Source organism: Bifidobacterium apis (assembly GCF_036986835.1).
GTDB lineage: Bacteria > Actinomycetota > Actinomycetes > Actinomycetales > Bifidobacteriaceae > Bombiscardovia > Bombiscardovia apis_A.
The window spans coordinates 32,830-51,597 of the sequence record NZ_BTXD01000004.1 but is presented as its reverse complement, the minus strand read 5'-3'; the positions used below and the strand labels follow the sequence as shown (position 1 = coordinate 51,597).

Annotated in this window: 13 protein-coding genes and 1 pseudogene; 6 read left to right on the top strand and 8 right to left on the bottom strand. The window is 62.8% G+C overall.

Annotated features, from left to right (window positions below):
• Nucleotides 1-54: 54 nt before the first annotated feature.
• Nucleotides 55-1,170 (bottom strand): class E sortase, encoded by a 1,116-nt coding sequence (locus tag AACP62_RS07925; protein ID WP_339347580.1) that lies wholly within the window; start codon nucleotides 1,168-1,170, stop codon nucleotides 55-57.
• On the bottom strand, nucleotides 1,171-1,923 hold the full coding sequence (locus tag AACP62_RS07920) for a DUF881 domain-containing protein (protein WP_339347655.1): 753 nt from the start codon (nucleotides 1,921-1,923) through the stop codon (nucleotides 1,171-1,173).
• Nucleotides 1,924-2,013: 90 nt separating this feature from the next.
• Between AACP62_RS07920 and crgA the strand changes: the two genes are divergently transcribed.
• Nucleotides 2,014-2,433: a cell division protein CrgA gene (gene crgA / locus AACP62_RS07915; protein ID WP_029679054.1), complete on the top strand. Its 420-nt coding sequence runs from the start codon at nucleotides 2,014-2,016 to the stop codon at nucleotides 2,431-2,433.
• A 392-nt stretch (nucleotides 2,434-2,825) separates the two neighbouring features.
• Here the strand turns inward: crgA and AACP62_RS07910 are convergent, their stop codons facing one another.
• The gene (locus AACP62_RS07910; RefSeq protein WP_339347577.1) at nucleotides 2,826-3,587 is read right to left on the bottom strand and encodes a rhomboid family intramembrane serine protease; all 762 of its coding nucleotides are present in this window, start codon (nucleotides 3,585-3,587) and stop codon (nucleotides 2,826-2,828) included.
• A gap of 153 nt (nucleotides 3,588-3,740) precedes the next feature.
• On the opposite strand from AACP62_RS07910, the gene AACP62_RS07905 reads away from it, so the two are divergent.
• Together AACP62_RS07905 and AACP62_RS07900 are read left to right on the top strand one after the other, a co-directional pair.
• Nucleotides 3,741-3,971, top strand: coding sequence for a hypothetical protein (locus AACP62_RS07905; RefSeq protein WP_015021110.1), 231 nt, complete (start codon nucleotides 3,741-3,743; stop codon nucleotides 3,969-3,971).
• Nucleotides 3,972-4,104: 133 nt separating this feature from the next.
• Entirely contained in the window at nucleotides 4,105-4,524 is a 420-nt protein-coding gene (locus AACP62_RS07900) for a sterol carrier family protein (RefSeq protein ID WP_029679057.1), read from the top strand.
• Between the two features lie 22 nt (nucleotides 4,525-4,546).
• On the opposite strand, the gene AACP62_RS07895 is transcribed toward AACP62_RS07900, so the two are convergent.
• Nucleotides 4,547-4,930 carry a DUF3073 domain-containing protein gene (locus AACP62_RS07895; RefSeq protein WP_198206367.1) on the bottom strand — a complete coding sequence of 128 codons (384 nt, stop codon included), beginning with the start codon at nucleotides 4,928-4,930 and terminating at the stop codon, nucleotides 4,547-4,549.
• Between the two features lie 153 nt (nucleotides 4,931-5,083).
• Between AACP62_RS07895 and trpS the strand changes: the two genes are divergently transcribed.
• A complete protein-coding gene (gene trpS, locus AACP62_RS07890; protein ID WP_339347576.1) occupies nucleotides 5,084-6,169 on the top strand; it encodes a tryptophan--tRNA ligase in 1,086 nt (361 codons plus the stop codon).
• On the opposite strand, the gene AACP62_RS07885 is transcribed toward trpS, so the two are convergent.
• Nucleotides 6,166-7,941 (bottom strand): threonine/serine exporter family protein, encoded by a 1,776-nt coding sequence (locus AACP62_RS07885; RefSeq protein WP_339347653.1) that lies wholly within the window; start codon nucleotides 7,939-7,941, stop codon nucleotides 6,166-6,168. The genes trpS and AACP62_RS07885 overlap by 4 nt on opposite strands.
• 306 nt (nucleotides 7,942-8,247) lie before the next feature.
• On the opposite strand from AACP62_RS07885, the gene AACP62_RS07880 reads away from it, so the two are divergent.
• Nucleotides 8,248-11,007, top strand: a complete 2,760-nt coding sequence (locus AACP62_RS07880) for a phosphoenolpyruvate carboxylase (RefSeq protein ID WP_339347575.1) — start codon at nucleotides 8,248-8,250, stop codon at nucleotides 11,005-11,007.
• A 262-nt stretch (nucleotides 11,008-11,269) separates the two neighbouring features.
• Nucleotides 11,270-14,861, top strand: a pseudogene (locus AACP62_RS07875) (InlB B-repeat-containing protein).
• 912 nt (nucleotides 14,862-15,773) lie between these two features.
• Here the strand turns inward: AACP62_RS07875 and AACP62_RS07870 are convergent.
• From AACP62_RS07870 to AACP62_RS07860, 3 genes are all read right to left on the bottom strand, one after another.
• Nucleotides 15,774-15,959: a hypothetical protein gene (locus tag AACP62_RS07870; RefSeq protein WP_339347572.1), complete on the bottom strand. Its 186-nt coding sequence runs from the start codon at nucleotides 15,957-15,959 to the stop codon at nucleotides 15,774-15,776.
• 345 nt (nucleotides 15,960-16,304) lie between these two features.
• On the bottom strand, nucleotides 16,305-18,056 hold the full coding sequence (locus tag AACP62_RS07865) for an FAD-dependent oxidoreductase (RefSeq protein WP_339347570.1): 1,752 nt from the start codon (nucleotides 18,054-18,056) through the stop codon (nucleotides 16,305-16,307).
• A gap of 121 nt (nucleotides 18,057-18,177) precedes the next feature.
• Nucleotides 18,178-18,741, bottom strand: coding sequence for a redoxin domain-containing protein (locus tag AACP62_RS07860; protein ID WP_024627523.1), 564 nt, complete (start codon nucleotides 18,739-18,741; stop codon nucleotides 18,178-18,180).
• Nucleotides 18,742-18,768: the final 27 nt, after the last annotated feature.

Here is an 18,768-nt window from a genome sequence, read left to right as displayed (position 1 = left end):
GGCCACGGATCACATTGAATCCTGCGGCCCCGCCGCTCTTGCATGCCGCCTAGGTCAGAAGGTGGAGTAGTTGGACATCTGTCTGAGCATGGGCACGTTGCTGGCCAGCCATGGGAAGCCCCACTCCATCAGGGCACAGGCCAGAGCCAGCAGGAGCAGAATCAGCAGAAGCCACCGAATCGGAGCTATGCCGGACTGGTGCCGCAGCAGCCAGCCGTAGAGGCTGATCATGGGCTGAGGCTTCTCGCCCTTGCGAATCTGCCGCAGCAGGGGGTAACGCCAGGCAGCCAGGGCCGCCAGGTAGATGATCAGATAGGCTGCTGCCAAAACCAGGAAGACCGGCTGCAGAGAACCCAGCCTGGCCATGACCGAGCCCTTGTCGTCAGCAAAGGCCACATCGCTGCCGCGGTCGCCCAGCAGTTCCTTGGGCACTCCGTCGGACACTTTGGCCCAGTAGTCGAATTCGCCCCAGCTGATCCAGCGGTGGGTGGCCGTGGTGTACTTGGGCTCACAGGTGGTCAGCGTGATCATGCGCCGATCAGGAGCCTCTTTGGGCGAATAAGGGTTGGGAGCGATAACACTGACCTCGTTGGCAGCGACGATCTTATAGCGGGTGTAGTGGTAGACGTACCAGTAATCCTTGGTGCGCAGGACGATGGCATCGCCCACTCGCAGCTCGTCCACATGGCCCAGCGGCTCACCATAGCCTGCGCGGTGTCCTGCAATGGCCACGTTGCCCATCTCGCCCGGCATCTGCGTATTGGGGTAATGGCCCAATCCCGCGTAGGCCAGCTCTCGGGGCGACGTGCCCTGAACCACGTTGCGCTCCCAATGCTGTCCGAAACGAGGAATGTAGGCCTGGGCTATCAGTTCACCCTCGGAGGCCTGCTTGGGCTGCACCGGGGGCGCCCCTTTCTGAGGCTTGGCCACCTTGCGGGTGTCGCCCGACCCCGGGTTGCTCCAGGAGGTCGAAGCCCGGGCCTCCAACTGCTGATGCTCGGACTGCACACCGGTCCACCAGAGCTGCCAGACCACGTAGAGTGCGCAGACGACGGCCAGCGTGATCAGCAGCTCCCCCACGATTTCTGCAATGCCCACCAGCCAGGTTCGCCGCTTATCCGCCGGTTTATCGACCGGCGTTGTGTCGTTCTCCGAGTCCTCTGTCGTCATTTACCGTGCCTTCTCATCTAGCGATGCGTACTGGAGTGGCTGCAGGACAGCCGTCGTCTCAGGGAATCTCAGATTATCCGAAGATTCGACATTCCAACCCAGACCTACCGTATTCACATACTCCTTGTAAATCCGGATGGATGGCGAAGCATTTAGGGACTTGGTCATCCTGTCGACTGGTCCTATGGCTGAAATCTTATATGGCGGCGAGTACTTTCGGCCATGCAGCAGCAACACATTGCCCACGCATCGCACAGCTGTAGTGGGCAGAACCCGCTGATCCTGGATCCGCATGGACTCGGCTCCCCCGGCCCAGAGCGCATTGACCACACTCTCCACATCCTGCTGATGGATGACGTAATCGTTGATGTTGGCCGTCGACCCGTCGGAGCCCACCTTCTGCTGCCAGAGCGGGGAATCGTTGAGCGTCACCGTCAGTCCAGGCCCCTGGACGGCCTTGAGCACCGTGCCCGAGCCGGGGTCCTCGCGGGCCTGGTCCGAGCTGCCCTTGTCATCGGTCAGGGTCTTCAGCGCGTTGATCTGCGAGCTCATGTCATTGATGTCCTTGCGCAACTCACCAGCCTTGTTCTCGCGCTCCTCCACCAATCCGGCCGTGTCCGAGGTGACCGTGACCGTCCTGTTGACGCGGATGTTGGTGGTCAGCATGTACCCGACCAAGGCCAGCACCACAGCCACAGACACTGTGCCGACCAGGGACCTGTGCGTACCGTGCCGTCCCGTCCGTCTGGTCATAGGCATACCCTCATCCTCGTCTGCGATAGTATTACGTTCGAGTCTAACCGCTACTATGGCTTAGTAGATCTACTGAAGGAGAATAACCTCATGGCAGAGCATCAACTCCATGATGACGAGGACCAGGCGGTGGACAGGAGCAAGACCGCCGACACTGGCGAGGATGCCGAGGACGAGGAGTACGGCCTGTCCATGGACAAGGTGGAGGCCGTGCTCAACCAGAGCGTTGACAAAAAGCACATGACACCGCAGATGCGCCGCATCGTGCAGCGTCAGGAAGAGAACACCCGCCGCGTGGAGGACACCATCAAGAACACCAAGGCTAATCCGCGCTGGTTTGTGCCCCTCTTCGTCACGCTGATGCTGGTGGGCCTGATCTGGATCGTGGTTTACTACATCTCCTCCACCATGGGCAAAGTCTTCCCCATCCCTGGCATCGGCAACTGGAACTTGGCAGTGGGCTTTGGCATTCTGTTGGTCGGCTTCCTCATGACCATGTGGTGGCACTGATCCAGCCGCATCACTCTTTCAGAACCCCGCAACCGCGCAGGCACGGCTGCGGGGTTCTTTGTATATCCGTCCACACCCTTACGTCAGGCATGTGCGGATTCATCCACCATTTCGAGACTCGAGCCAAAGTTATCCACAATCGCCCGGATTCCACGTGGATGACCTAAGGCACGCGTCCACAACCCTACTGCTGATTGGGTTCTTCCTTCACTTATTCACTTTTTACAGGTATATATGCACCAGTTCTGACTACTTATTCCCAGGTTATCCACACGATTGTCAACAAATGTGGATAGATGACATCCATGTCATTTATCAATTACCAGACCCGAACAGGGGACGAAATAGTTGGCAGTCGACAACAGGCGGTCAGCAACAGATAGATACTGATTTCAGCGCATGGGGTTGAACATGTTGCAGCCCAGAGCCAGCAGGACCAGGGCCGCCAGGAAGATCAACGTGGGTAGCAGCCAGGAGAGCAGACTATGCACCCGCGAGCCGGGCCGGCCCATGTGCAACAGGGCCAGCATGAAGAGGCCGCCGACTATGAACCCACCAACGTGGTCCTGCCAGGCAATGCCGGGCACGAACAGGGGCATACAGAAGTTGATGCCCATCCAGACCACCAAGGAAAGGATGTCAATCCCCAGACGGCGGTAGACCACCAGAGTGGCGGCGAAGAGCCCGAAGAGCGCGCCCGAGGCCCCTATGGCCGACGTGCCCCAGCCGTTGGGCGCCAGGACCGCATAGACCATCAGTCCCAGGTCTCCGCCCAGCCCGCTGATCATGTAGAGGACCAGGAAACGCCCATGCCCTATCAGATTTTCCAGGACCGGCCCCACAACCCAGAGGGTGATCATGTTGAAGAGGATGTGCGAGACATTGGTGGCGTGCAGAAATATGTTGGTCACAAACATCCAGGGCTCATGAATGGCCGTAATCGGCACGAAGGCCCAGTAGCCCAGCAAAAGCCGTTGATAACGAAGTGGGGCCAGCAGGTACAGGGCCATCTGGATGACCCAGGCCACTATGCAGATCAGAGTGATGGCTATGGTCACCACCGGAGCATGGTCACCCCAGTACCGCCGGATCCATCCCAGCGGCCCCCGACCATTTCCTCCGCCTGTGAAACTGGTGCCCGTGCCATTGACCATGAACCTTACCTTACCTGACCGTCCGGCCGGGGTGTGCGGTTTCCGTGCCGCAATGGCACCGATGCGCCCCACAGTTCGCCGCTTTCTACTAGGATGATGACTAGGTCGGTCGAAGTGGGCAGGACCGACGAAAGTCGTCGAAAGGAGCCAAACATGGAGAATTCATCTTCAAACGGCTGGAAGTTCTTTGCACTGCTCTTCGGCACGCTGCTGGCCGGCGTTGTCGCTCTGTTCGTATACAAGCAGCAGAACCCGGATTATGATCCCTGGGAGGAGCCCTGGGAGAACAGCTCATCGCCAGTCGACCTGGGCCTGGCCAAGGACGAGGAGGACAAGGGGTCTGAGGATCCCGAAACCCCTCTGCAAGCGGGCGCACAGGCCTGACCGTTCCGGTCGGGAAGGAATCCGACCCAGCGTCAAGGACGTGAGGGCAACGGATTCCTTTTTTCATGCCTGAATTTGGCTTGACCGCAACCTGCTGGACACGCCTGTTGGGGCGGCGCGTCACAATGGAGCCATGAGTGCCATACGGGAAGCAGACATGGAAGAAGGCCGCCGGGATTTCCTGGCCTGGCGGGATGCGGCCAAGGAGGCTGCAAATAATCTGGGCCCGGAGGGTGACCGCCTGTCAGTGGCCCCACAAACAGCTAGGCGCAGCAAAGCCATGGCTGTCCGCTATTCCCTGCACATGCTGGAAATCAAGGCCCCCGGCCCCGGCGTAGAGGTCAGGGTGGCCCCTTGGGGAGCCGTCAAGATTCTGGATGGGCCGGCATCCGACCCGCATAACCTGACCCCGCCCGACGTAATTGAACTGGACCCGGATGTCTGGCTACGATTGGCCGCCGGCATCACCAGCTGGAGCGAAGAAACCGCCGCCGGGCATATCAGCGCTGTGGGCGAGCGCGACGATCTGCACGAGCTGCTACCACTGGTATGAGGCCGGCTGCCTCTGCGGCCGGCTACTTGCTCGCGGACCCCTTGGATGCGCTCTTCTGATCCTTGTGATGTTTGAGCGCGCTGGGCACGGGAATGGGTATGCGCTTGTGCGGCTTGGGCGTGGCCGGCATCTCCCCAGAGGTGGCCTTGGCAGCAGCCTCGGCGGCCCACCGGGCGTAATCGTCCAGATCATCGTCCGTGGAGTCCTCGGGGTCCTGGCCCCCCGATTTGCGAGAATCCGGCTTGGAGTATTCCTCTTCAACCATTTTGAAGGGATCTTTGCCCCTGGTTCCGGGTTCCTTGCTGCTGAGCTCTTTGGCCAGCTCGTCGTAATCCGTGTCCGTTGTCAGATATTTGAGCTTCCGGGCTATTTTCGTCTGCTTAGCCTTCTGACGTCCGCGGCCCATCCGACCCCCTTCGCCAGGTAACGTGCACTTAGGCAACTTGAATGTGAATTTGCATCATTTATGAGAGTACCACCTACGCATCTTGTCGGCTCGGACTTTTACCATAAAAGCAATTCCCAGAAGGACATTCGGCACGACGACGAGGGTGGGACCATGCAGGAAGAAGTCACAGCGGCAGGCAACGAGATCAGCGATAGCTTCAGAGCCGCCAAGCATCGGTCCGACCAGGTGCTGGCCGAGCTGGACAAGAATCCCAGCGGCTACACCATGCTGACCGGCGACCGCCCGACCGGCAGGCTCCACCTGGGTCATTACTTCGGCTCCATCCGCGAGCGCGTCCAGATGCAGAATCGCGGCGTGCACACCAACATCGTCATCGCCGACTACCAGGTCATCACCGACCGGGACACCACCGAGCACATCCGCGACAACGTGCTCAACCTGGTGCTGGACTATCTGGCTGCGGGCATCGACCCCAAGAAGACCATGATCTTCACCCATTCGTCCACCCCCGCAGAGAATCAGCTGCTGCTGCCCTTCCTCTCCCTGGTGACCGAGGCCGAGCTTCACCGCAACCCCACCGTCAAGTCCGAGATGGAGGCCAGCGGCCACGCCCTGACCGGCCTGCTGCTGACCTACCCGGTCCACCAAGCCTGCGACATACTCTTCTGCAAGGCCAACGTGGTTCCCATCGGCAAGGACAACCTGCCGCATGTGGAGCTGACCCGGACCATCGCCCGCCGCTTCGACGAGCGCTACCCCGGCCAGGCCCCGGTCTTCCCCGAACCTGATGCCATCCTGTCTGACACCCCTGAGATTCCGGGTCTGGACGGACGCAAGATGAGCAAGTCCTACGGCAACTCCATCATGCTGGGCGCCACCCCCGAGGAGACAGCCAAGCTGATTCGCAAGTCGCCCACCGACTCCGAACGCAGGATCACCTTCGATCCTGTGAACCGCCCCCAGGTCTCGGCCCTGCTGACCACAGCCGGCCTGGTGACCGACCGAAGGCCCGAGGACATCGCTGAGGAGATCGGCGATGCCGGCTCGGGCGCCCTCAAGGCCTATGTGACCAAGTCGGTCAACGAATTCCTGGCACCCCACCGCGAGCGCCGGGCCGAGCTGGCCAAGGACATGGACACCGTGCGCGACATCCTGGTCGATGGCAACAAGCGCGCCAACCAGATAGCCGAGGAGACCCTTGATCAGGTCCGTTCGGCCATGGGCATGCGCTACTAGACGTCGTACCGCCAGGAGCGGTCGGTCAGCACCCGGGCCGTGACCAGGCCGATGGGCAGGCAGATGATGACCATGAAGGCCCGGAAGGCCCAGTCCAGGGCGTTGAGCGTATTGAACTGCCCCAGGTAGAACATGGCCCGGTACATATACAGGCCAGGCACCATGATGACGATGGAGGGCACGGTCAGGCTGATTCGTGGGTAGCCCAGGTGGGGCGGCAGCAGGCCGTGACGGACTGAGGAGCGCCAGACCGTGGCCAGCATGCCGGCCAGGAAGGCACCCAGGAAGGCGGCCATCTCCGGAGGGACATGGAGCAGGTCCTGCATCTCCAGGCGCATGGTGTCGGTCAGAGCACCGATGACGGCGGCCACCAGGGCCATGCGCTGGGGTGAGTTGAAGAGGACCGAGAAGCCCCAGACCCCGCAGAAGGCCGCAATCATGCGCAGGCCGGCCATCAGCCAGGGGCTCAGGTTCATGGGTTCAAAGCCCTGGGGGTTGAGCATGACCATCCGAGCCACGGCCCAGCCACCCAGCGTGGCCACCAGGATGATCGAGAAGGCGTAGGTGATGCGCTGCACCCCGGATGGGAAGTCCAGCTTGGCGATGTCCAGGCCGCCGGTGACCAGGGGGAAGCCGGGAATGACGAAGAGGATGGCCCCGATGTAAGCCGTGTCGTGCCTGAGGGCCACCGGGTCGAAGATGCCCACCAGCCTCAACGTGCCGACACAGGCCAGGGCGGCGATGATGACCGCCACCCCGGTGGCGAAGAACTGGTTGATCCGCCTGCCCAGCATCTGACGGCGCACCCACTGGCCTATGCCAGCGCCGACGAAGGCTCCGGCCATGTCATAGGGGCCGCCGCCCAGCAGGAAGACGAAGGCTGCGCAGGCCACGGCCGAGGCGAAGCCCGAGAAGAGGGGCGAATAGAGGGGTCTACGCCGCTCGATCAGGTCCAGGCGTTCGTGCGCCTGCCGGACTGTGATGCCGCCCGTTGCCTGCGGCTCCGGGGACGAGGACTTGTCAGAGGAGGCAGGCCGCCCAGACGCAGAGTCGCGCCCTTGGCTGGTTGCAGACGGTCCAGCGGCGGCAGAACCGGCGGCGCTCGAATCCGAATCCTTGGCCACGGCGTCGGCAGACGCGGAAGCAGAGACAGAAGCAGCCTTGGAATCCTTGGAGCCTTTGGAATCCTCCGGCCGAGGCGTGGAGCCTACGGTGCCCAGACCGGCGGCCGTTCTGGTGTCTATGGCCGCCGCATCGATCCGGTTCTGGCTGATCTCGTCCTCGTTGTGTACGGCGGTGGCCACCGCATCCTTGAGCGCCTCGGCAGCATCCTGGTCCTGGGCCAGCACCTCCTTGACCGCCTTGCGGGCCGCCGCGTAGACATTCGGCTCGTCCAGGTTGTCCACCAGCTCCCGGGAGACCACCGTCACGGCGTGGTAGGTCCCCGCCTGCCCGCACTTGACGCTGAGCCAGTCCGCGAAGTGCTCCAGCAGCCAGATCCGCTCGGTGTTGACCCCGGTGGTGGGCAGGTCCACCACCTCGGTGATGCGGGACACGCCATCAGTGCAGGTGGCTTCGATGTCCGTCAGGTTCACATCTGCCCGCACATGCACGCCCATGGGGTAGGCAATCCTGTGCATCATCTCGCGCACACGGAAGCTTCCCGTGCCGGCCCCCAGCTCCAGCATGCCCACCCGCACAATCAGGCTGGTCTTGGCCGCTATGCAGGCCTCGACGATGGGCTTGTCGTAATCGCGTTCGATATCCTCCATATCCAGCGGAATGGAGTGGGTGTGGTACTTGCTGACCCGTCTTACCTCGGCTGCGGTCCTGCCGCGATAGCCGTCCTTGGAACTCCTGCTCTTGAATTTCACACCCACATTCATACTCCACCCGGGTCACGTGCCCTTGCACCGCCGCACGGGACCATGAAACGTATTCGACCCGAAAGCGTCCTAGAATGGGCCGCGAGCCATCGAACCGAAGGCTGTGGGCCTGCAACGCCGACCACCAATAACCGCGGAGGAGCCGTGGAATGGTCGAAGACCGGGCAACCTGCGATTCGACAAGGAGGACTGATGACAGATAGTAATCAGCAAATCACGGCTGCCGATGCGACCCTGGTCACATCCGGCACCGGAACCAAGGGCCCGGAGGAACGCAAGCTGCCTCAATCGTTGGATGAGGACATGGCCTTGTGCCTGCGGCTGCTCAGGGATGTGTTGGGGGAATTCGATCAACAGCTGCTCAAGCGCTTCGACTCCCTGCGCGAGGACGTGATGACGGCCAGCGCCGAGCACTTCAACCGCCACCCCTCGGACCCCGTGCCCGACGAGGACGGCCTGTCCAAGGCTGTGGCCCTGATCGACGACACCTCAGTCAAGGATTCCCAGCTGCTGGCCCGCGCCCTGACCACCTACTTCCACCTGGCCAACCTCTGCGAGGAGAACTACCGGGTGAAGGTCCTGCATGAGCGCGAGGGCAAGGTGGACCTCAAAGTCAAGGGCACCGACCCCATCAACGAGATGACCAGCGCCTACAGCCAGCTCCTTCAGGAGATGGGCCCGGCCAAGGCCTCGGAGCTGCTGGAGAAGCTGGAGTTCCACCCCGTCTTCACCGCCCACCCCACCGAGGCGAGGCGCAAGGCCGTGGAGGGCAAGATCCGGCGCATCGCCAACCTGCTGGCCGTTCGCCGCGGTCTGGGCGGTTCCGAGCTGGAGGAGAACGAGCGTCTGCTGCACAACGAGATCGACGCCCTCTTCCGCACCTCGCCCATCGCAGCCAAGAAGCCGACGCCCGTCGAGGAAGCCAACACCATCCTGGACATCTTCGACGCCACGCTCTTCGAGACCATTCCCAAGGTCTACCGCCGCTTCGACGACTGGATGCTGGGCAAGAAGGCCGGCATGGTCAAGCCCGTCTGCCCCGCCTTCTTCCACCCGGGCAGCTGGATCGGTTCCGACCGCGACGGCAACCCCAATGTGACCGCCAAGGTCTCGCGCAAGGTGGCCCGCAAGTTCTCCGACCACATGCTTGAGGCCCTGGTCAAGGCCACCACCACCGTGGGCCGCAACATGACCATGGAGGTGACCACCACGCCGCCCAGCCCCGAGCTGAGGAGCCTGTGGAGCCACCAGAAGGAGATGAGCGAGCGCCTGACCGATAGGGCCGCCACCATCTCGCACAACGAACTGCACCGGGCCGTGGTCCTGGTCATCGCTGACCGTCTGCAGGCCACCATCCAGCGTGATGCCGACCTCATGTATGCCGACTGCGACGACTTCATCGCCGACCTGCGAGTGGTCCAGGACTCCCTGGCCAAGGCGGGCGCGGTCCGTCAGGCCTACGGCCCCCTGCAGGATCTGATCTGGCAGGCCCAGACCTTCGGCTTCCACATGGTTGAGATGGAGTTCCGCCAGCACTCCCTGGTCCACGCCCGCGCCCTGGAGGACATCCGCGAGCACGGCCTGCATGGCGAGCGTGGCGAGCTGCAGCCCATGACCCACGAGGTGCTCGACACCTTCCGGGCCCTGGGAGCCATCCAGAAGCGCAACGGCCAGAAGGCCGCCCGCCGCTACATCATCTCCTTCACCAAGTCGGCGCAGAACGTCAAGGACGTCTACGAGCTCAACCGGCTGGCCTTCGAGCATGCCGAGGACGTGCCCGTCATCGACGTGATCCCCCTGTTCGAACAGCTGGAGGATCTGCAGAACTCAGTGGACGTGCTGGAGGAGATCATCAAGATCCCCGAGGTCCAGGCCCGGCTCAAGGAGACCGGCAACAAGATGGAAGTCATGCTGGGCTACTCCGACTCCTCCAAGGATGCCGGCCCCGTCTCGGCGACCCTGGCACTGCACTCCGCCCAGGAGCGCATCGCCAAGTGGGCCGAGAGCCATGGCATCGACCTGACCCTCTTCCACGGACGCGGCGGCGCCGTAGGCCGTGGCGGCGGCCCCGCCAACCGTGCTGTGCTGGCCCAGCCTGTGGGCTCGGTCAACTGCCGGTTCAAGCTGACCGAACAGGGCGAGGTCATCTTCGCCCGCTACGGCAACCCGGTCCTGGCCATCCGCCACATCGAGTCCGTGGCCGCGGCCACCCTGCTCCAGTCCGCGCCCAGCGTGGAGGAGCGCAACACCACCATGACCGAGAAGTACGCGGACATGGCCGACAAGCTGGACCAGGCCGCCCACGAGCGCTTCCTGGACCTGCTGCACACGCCGGACTTCGCCCCCTGGTTCTCCATCGTGACGCCCCTGAACGAGATCGGCCTGCTGCCCATCGGCTCCCGGCCGGCCAAGCGCGGTCTGGGCGCCAAGTCCTTGGACGATCTGCGGACCATACCCTGGGTCTTCTCCTGGGCGCAGGCCCGAATCAACCTGGCCGCCTGGTACGGCCTGGGCACCGCCTGCGAGAAGTTCGGCGACCTGGAGACCATGCGTCAGGCCTACGAGGAGTGGCCGCTCTTCAGCACCTTCATCGACAACATCGAGATGAGCCTGGCCAAGACCGACGAGCGCATCGCCAAGATGTACCTCTCCCTGGGCGACCGGGACGACCTGAGCCAGAAGGTCCTCTCGGAGATGGAGCTGACCCGCAAGTGGGTTCTGCAGATCGTGGGCGACGAGTGGCCCCTGCAGCACCGCCACGTGCTGGGCCAGGCCATCCGGATCCGCTCTCCCTATGTGGACGCCCTGTCGGTGACTCAGGTGCGCGCCCTGCGGGCCCTGCGTCGTCGCAACGACAAGGAGGAGCTCAGCAAGAGCCAGCAGGCCGACTTCATCTACCTGATCCTCTGCACCGTTTCGGGAGTCGCCGCCGGCCTGCAGAACACCGGCTGATCCCCACTTGACAGTTTAAGGATGAGGCCCCGTTCTCTTGCAGATAGCAGGAGGCGGGGCCTCGCCGTATTCAAGTGCCTTTGATGTGGTCGTGTGTTGTCTTCGGACTGGGTGGTAGGGTGAAAAGCGGGGGATGTCAAGAGACAGCTGGCTTACGCCATTAGCTCTTGCAATTTGATGCAGGGTTGGCGTTGACAGGTAGAACTTTGATAGGCAGGCGGTTTTGATACCGCTTGGTGTTTGGTGAAGGGGTTTTGGTTTCATGCATCTGGTTTGCCGTCTGCGTCGCATCATGGCGATGATGATCGTCCTGCTAAGCCTGCTGGCAGGCCTGGGCGTCGCATCTGCCCAAGCGGACGCTCCCATACTCACCGGGGGGGGGGGGTCGTCAGACCCCTCGCGTAGCTAAGCAAACCCCCGACACTCTCCCCAGCAACGCAACCAGCACCCAGCTGTCATCACCCTCACCGATACAAACATCTACTCCATTAAGCTGCGCAACACCGAGCCCGAGCACCCCGTCATCGCCGACGGATGCTACCGGCAGTGCAGAACCCGCTTCAACCAAACCATCCGATAAGACGGACGATCAAGCCGCGCATACAGTGCGCTTCAACCCTGCCGACGGGAGCAAACCCACACAGTCAACCGTGAAAACCGGTACCCTCGCCACTCCCCCGCAACAGAACCCGCAACGTCAAGGCTTCCGGTTCGACGGATGGACACTCGACAGCCAGCCTTTCGACTTCCAGACCCCCATCCTCCAGGACATGACCCTGAAAGCCAGGTGGTCGAAGGTCACGGACTGGACGCTGAGCCCGGACCACGGGCCCGCCACCGGGGCGCGGCTAACCATCAGCCCGCCCAACAGACAGGAACCTCAATTCGCCAGCATCCAAACCGCAGGGGACCGGTTTATCGGTCTGACCGGCGACGGCCGCATCTACACCTGGACCCAAGACAGCACACCCGCGCAGGTTCCTTTCCCCGCCCATGCTCCCGACGGGTTCCACTACCAGCAGGTTGCAGCCGGCAGCCGCTGGCACGCAGCTTTGGGATCCGACCAGCACATCTACACCTGGGCCAGCAGACAGCACGAACCCGCGACTCTCGACACCAACCAGAATACTGGGTTCACCAGCATCAGCCTGAACGATTACCTTCTGCTGGCAGTGGACCGACAAGGACAGGTCCACACCTTCCAGGCCAGCGATGCCGACAGCCAGAATCAGAATCCGAAACTCATGCAGCAGGCCGCAACCAGCCTGCCCGGGCAGATGGCCGTCATGGCCGTCGCCTCCACCAGCCGGATCATCATCGTGGACTCTGACGGGCAGGCCTGGACCCGGGAAACGAGCAGTACCAAGAAAGCCGAACCCGAACGTATCAAGCAGAAACCAGGCATGCGCATCGTCCAAGCCCAAGCCCTCAACCAAGGGTTGCTCCTCCTTGACTCGGACGGACAAACCTATTATCTCGCCGATGGCAAGAACGGCCCCACAGCCGCCAGCCTGCCCGGCGGCACGCAGATCGGCAAAATAAACAACGGCGACGATCAGTCCGTGATCGTTGACAAAGACGGCCACCTACGGGCCTGGAAGCCGGGCAGCAAGACCACCCGGGCGGACAACGGGAGCCAGCAGTACATCCAGGCCACCAGTAACAACAGCAGGATCACCGCCATCGACCGGCAAGGCGACATGTTCACGTGGAGCCTGGACAAGCAGGGCCAACCCGGCAAGCCAGCCAGACTCGACACCACCACAGCGCCCACCCTGGAATCAGCCAGCATGGACGGCCTGCCGCTCAAACTCCACAAGACCGACGGCGCTTGGCGAGCGGACATACTCGCCCGCCAGCCCGGACAAGCAACCATTCTCATCGCCGGTAGTCAGGATGGCCAACCTTTCACCAGAAGCCTCAACTATACGGTCGACCAGCCGCTGACCAGAGACGCCCAACAAGGACCCACCTATGAAGTCGACTTCGACATAGACGGAGGAAGCTCGAAACCCGACCCGCAGTCAGTGACCTACCCGTTGGGAAGGGTGCAGCGGCCCTCACCTAACCCTACGCGTGAAGGCTACCAGTTCGACGGATGGTTCATCGGAGAAGTCGCCTACGACTTCAGCAGGCCCGTGACAGACAACCTCACCCTCACCGCCAAATGGACGCCCAAAGACCCGAACGACACGTGGAGGATCAACCCTGACAAGGGCAGCCAGCTGGGCAACGAGGCCACCGCCATCACCCCGCCTGACGGTGCCAGCCGAGGCATCAGGTTCAGCCAGGTCAGCGACGGAATTGATTATTCGCTGGCCGTGGGCAGCGACGGGAACGCCTACGCCTGGGGAAGCAACGGCTATGGCCAGCTCGGCGACGGGACGACCACTAGCCGGACTACGCCGGTCATGGTGAAGACGCCTGACCGCAAGACGTATCCGGACCTGCCAGAAGATTTCACCTACGTGCAGGTCAGCGCCGGATACGAGCATTCGCTAGCCGTGGGCAGCGACGGATACGCCTACGCGTGGGGGGGCAACTATTGGGGTGCACTCGGCAATAACACCCGCGGCGACTATGCGGCGAATTCGTCTGTTCCTGTGCGCGTGCGCGACCCCACCAGCCCCAACAATGCAAGCAAAGGCCTGCAGGCCATACAGGTCAGCGCCGGAGCCGAGAATTCGCTGGCCGTGGGCCGGGACGGATACGCGTACTCCTGGGGAGACAACGGCAATAGCCAGCTCGGCCGCAACGGCGGCTCTTCCCTTGTACCTGGGCGCGTGCGCGACCCCACCAGCCCCAACAATGCAAGCAAAGGCCTGCAGGCCATACAGGTCAGCGCCGGAAAGGGGCATTCCCTAGCCGTGGGCCGGGACGGATACGTGTACTCCTGGGGATGGAGCGGCAGGGGGGAGCTCGGCAACAACACCAGCGGCCCCCGTAGTCCCCATACGCAATCGTCTGTCCCTGGGCGCGTGCGCGACCCCACCAGCCCCAACGATGCGAGCAAAGGTCTGAAAGCCGTGCAGGTCAGCGCCGGAGGGCAGCTATCACTGGCCGTGGGCAGCGACGGATACGCCTACGCCTGGGGACAGGGCGGCCAAGGCCAGCTCGGCAACAACAGGTACGGTGATTCGTCTGTTCCTGTGCTCGTGCGCGACCCCACCAGCCCCAACGATGCGAGCAAAGGTCTGAAAGCCGTACAGGTCAGCGCCGGCGAATATCATTCGCTGGCCGTGGGCAGCGACGGATACGCCTACGCCTGGGGAGGTAACGCCTACGACACTAGCCTGCTCGGCAACAACACCACCAGTGGTCAGTTTGCTACCCCTATAAAGGTGTTTGCCGGCGCACAATCCACAAGCACGGCTGGACCCTGGCTGAACGCAGCACAAATAAGCGCCAGCGAATGGCATTCGCTGGCGATTGGCGCGGACGGTTACACAAAAGCATGGGGGAACGGTGCACTCGGCAATTCCGATGCCGGAAACCAAAGTCCGACCCCTGTGCCGGTGGAGTCGAATCTGACGCCGGTGATCACCGGCGTCAGATTCGACCAGACCCCCGTATCAGGATTGACGCGCGGCGACGGCAGCAGCGTGACCGTGCTCACGCCCGCACACCAGCCGGGCACGGTCACGGTCAGCGTCGACTACACGCTGGGCGGCGCACCCCAACAGCCCGACACCTCCCTCAAATACACGTACCTGCCCGCAGGCGTGCTCCCCAAGGCCGGAGGAGAAGGCATCCTGCTCGCCCTCGCCACCGGCATGACCGGCATGGGCGGGGTCCTCGCCTCACGCCGCCACCGGAGGGAACAACACCGACTATTGCATGCTTCGCTCGAGTAAGACGGGCCGGGCGGCGTATCAATCCCCCCGCCCCCGGCCCACATAGGGGGAGCAGGGAGGAAAAGTGCCAATCAAGGCTCAAACCCCAAGAGAGCCGACACATCCTCCCGCGCCCCCACCACACTTCTGCAGGCGGAAGCCGAGGGCAGGCATGCACGCCCCCGCCCCGCCTGGGAGAGAGGGAAACACGGCCAAGCTGGCCACGGGCATACAACCCCAGTCAGCCTGGCCGCTGTTTACTCATTCCGCCAGCTTTGAGTTCCGCCGACATTGGATCAGGCTGTCATAGTCATTGCGCGATGATAGGGTTGTATCACTGTACAAAGACGCAGAAACGGATGACATGTACCGTCTGTTGGGGAGACAGTCGGCAGAGTTCTTGGGAGGCTCTGTAAATGGCATTATCGAATATTCCCCACTGTACTTCGCACGAGTAAGGCCGGGTTCCCATCACTGCAATCCGGCGAACTGGCGGCTGTGCCCATCCCAACCGAGCACGGCCGTCATCTACTTCTAAACGGCGGAAAGGTACCCGTCGTAGCGCTCGGGCTTGTCGGCGAACTCCAGGCCAGGCGGCTGATACCAGGAGTATCGGTGGGTGCCGCCGTCGTCAGCCCAGATCTCAGGGCAGGCATTGACCAGCCAGTCCGACGGAGTAGCATGGGTGCCCCCCGGTTGAGGCCAGGGCCTGCCTGAACTGGTTTTTCTAGTCGGCGGTCAGGCTCCGGTTGTAGAAGTGCCAGCCGTCCGGGCTGGGCGATGTCCTGGCGGATGTAGTCCAGGGCCTGCGAGCGCCGTCTCCCTGTCGGTATCAATGGTCAGCGTAATCCAGTCCGGCTCTCCCAGGCTAAGGCTGGTTGGGTTCATGATTCAGTGCTCCTTCATCCCTGCGGTATGACTGATGGCGGCGGGTCAGACCCGGACCAGGTCAATCAGGCAGACGGTATCGGGCTGGCAGCGAGGTATGCGGATGCCCACGCGCTCCAAATAGGTGCCGGTGATCTCGGCGGTGCCCAGCGGATCCGTCGGATCCAAGTGCTCCAGGGATGCCCTGGGCTTGGCTGGGTCGATCCAGGCCGGGAATACGTAGATAAACACCACGATTATGCAGGGATTCGTCCAACTGGACGTGGACCAGGATGGCACGGCTGCTGCCGGGGGCCATTACGCCATGAGCCAGGACCGAAAGGAGTGGTCTGGGTCGGAGGATTGGTCAGGATGTAGCAGGATAAAGCGTAATCATCCCATAATGTCGAGCCGATCATGATGACAACGGTCACCGCTTGCGCTATGAAGGCGGCGGACCGTGTAGACCGTGGATAGCATCAGCAATTTTCCATCAACGTAATTCAGAGGCTTACACCAAAAAAGGCGCTGGCATCATCGCCACAAAGGCATTGATACCAGCGCCCTCTCAGGCTCTGTTCAGGCTCAGACCCAGGGTCAGGCCCCGATCAGATCCAGCATTTCAGGGACGGACTTCTTGCCGAACTCCACGGTCTCCTGGCCATCCTTACGAATCACGATGCAGGGGACGCTCATGACCTGGTACTGGTCCTTGAGCTCCGGGAAGTGGGCCAGGTCGTAGGCCTCGGCCCGCACCTTGCCGTTCTGGGCCGCCACCCGCTGGGCGGACAGGACCGTGGTCGGGCACATGGTGCAGGTCAGGGAGACCAGCATCATCACGTCCACCTGGTCCTTGATGGCATCGATACGGTCCGAGGTGGGCTGATCCACCTGCTGGCCGGGGCCCGCCGCATTGTAGAGGGCCAGGACGAAGGAGTTGAACTCGTGGCCGCTGGGCACGCCATGGAAGGCCAACCCGGTCGGCTGGGAGACGCCCTGGTCGTCCACGCGGCAGATGCGCACGCTGGGGCGGGCATCGGGCAGGTCGCCGGCGGGATCGTAATCCTTACCATCTTCGTCCGTGCGGGAGTCCACCCTGGAGGTCAGCTTGCCGTCGGAGAGTCCGACCAGCTCGCCCACGAAGGCCTCCAACTCCTTGGAGACCTGGCTGCCGTCCAGATCCAGGGCCAGCTCCAGCTTTCCGGTCATCTTGCCGAAGACCATGTCCAGCTGCTTGCGGATGTCGGGCCCGAAGAAGCCGGAGGTCTTGGCCGGAGCCTGGTCGTGCTCCTGGGCCACAGGCGCGGGCGAGGTGCCCGAGGCCAGTGCGGAGTTCTCGGCCTGCCGCTCGGAGCGGGCATAGGGGGAATCATCGGGCCGCGGCGGCACCAGGCCGGTCTTGTCCGACATATTGGAGGCGTAGCGCTCCAGCTCCACGGCGGCCACAGCACCATCGGAGGTGGCGGTGATGACCTGGCGCAGGTTCTTGACCCGCAGATCCCCGGCGGCGTAGATGCCGGGCACCGAGGTCTCCAGGTAGCCGTGGGTCAGCACATAGCCGTGGTCGTCCAGATCCACCACGCCCTTGAGCATGCCGGTCTGGGGCACATAGCCGGCGAAGACGAAGACGCCGAAGGTGCCGCCGTCCTGGGGCTTCCAGGTGGTGGTCTGTCCGCTCTTGCGGTCCAGGATGGAGGCCTCGACCAGCCCGCCGGGGCCTGCAGAGACTCCCTTGAGCTCGGTGGAGTAGTGGATTTCGATCTTGTCGTTGTTCCGGGCCTCGTCAGCCACGGCGGCGTCGCAGGTGAAGTCCTCCTCGCGCACCAGCAGGGTCACCTTGGTGGCGTACTTGGTCAGGAAGACCGACTCCTCGGCTGCTGCGAACCCGCCGCCGACCACCAGGACCTCGCGCCCGGTGAAGAACTCGCCGTCACAGGTGGCGCAGTAGGCCACACCGCGGCCCGCGTACTCCTGCTCCCCCTGGAAGCCAATCTTGCGGGGGCTGGCGCCGGTGGCGATCAGGATGCCGAAGGTGCGCAGGTCGCCCCGGGAGGTGTGGACCACCTTGATGTCGCCCTGGGCCTCGATGCCAGTGGCCTCGGCGCTCATGAACTCGGCTCCGAAGTTCTGGGCCTGCTGGCGCATGGTCTCGGTCAGCTTGCGGCCATCGGTGCTGGCTACGCCCGGGTAGTTGACCACGTCGGCCGTGATGGTGATCTGGCCGCCGAAGTCGTCCTTCTCCAGGATCAGGGTGCGATACCGCGCCCGGGCCAGGTAGAGCCCTGCGCTCAGGCCTGCAGGGCCGCCGCCGATGACGACCACGTCATAAAGATTCTTGTCTTCCGTCATGAATGCCTCTTCCGAAGGAATGCACAGATGTGCTGGTGTTGGATGCTGGTCGTGAATACAGAAAAGGGAACCCGCCCTGGTCGCTTCCGATCGGCGAGTTCCCGATGTTGGCAGCTGCGGATCAGAGCTGGCCGACCAGATCCAGGCTGGGCTCGATGGTGTCCTCGCCGGGCTCCCACTTGGCAGGGCAGACCTGATCGCCGTGCTCGTAGACGAACTGGGAGGCCTGGACGCGGCGCAGCAGCTCGTCGGCGTTGCGGCCCACGTTGGAGGAGATGACCTCGTAGGCCACGACCTTGCCCTCAGGAGTCAAAATGAAGTCGCCGCGCTCGGCCTTGCCCTCGGCCTCGTTGTAGGTCTGCAGGTCCTTGGCCAGGGTTGCGGTCGGATCGGCCAGCATGGGGTACTGGACCTTGGCGATCTTCTCGTTGGCCTCGTGCCAGGCCTTGTGGACGAACTCGGTGTCGCAGGAGACGGAGTAGATCTCGCAGCCGATCTTCTTGAAGTCCTCGTACTTGCTGGCCAGATCCTCCAGCTCGGTGGGGCAGACGAAGCTGAAGTCCGCAGGGTAGAAGAAGAGCAGGGACCAGTGGCCCAGCAGATCCTTCTTGGAGACCGAGAAGGTCTTGTTGTCCTGGTAGGCCTGCGTGGTGAACTCAGTCAATTCGTGCTGAAGCTGTGACATGAAAAATCCTTTCGGGAGCGTTGGGAA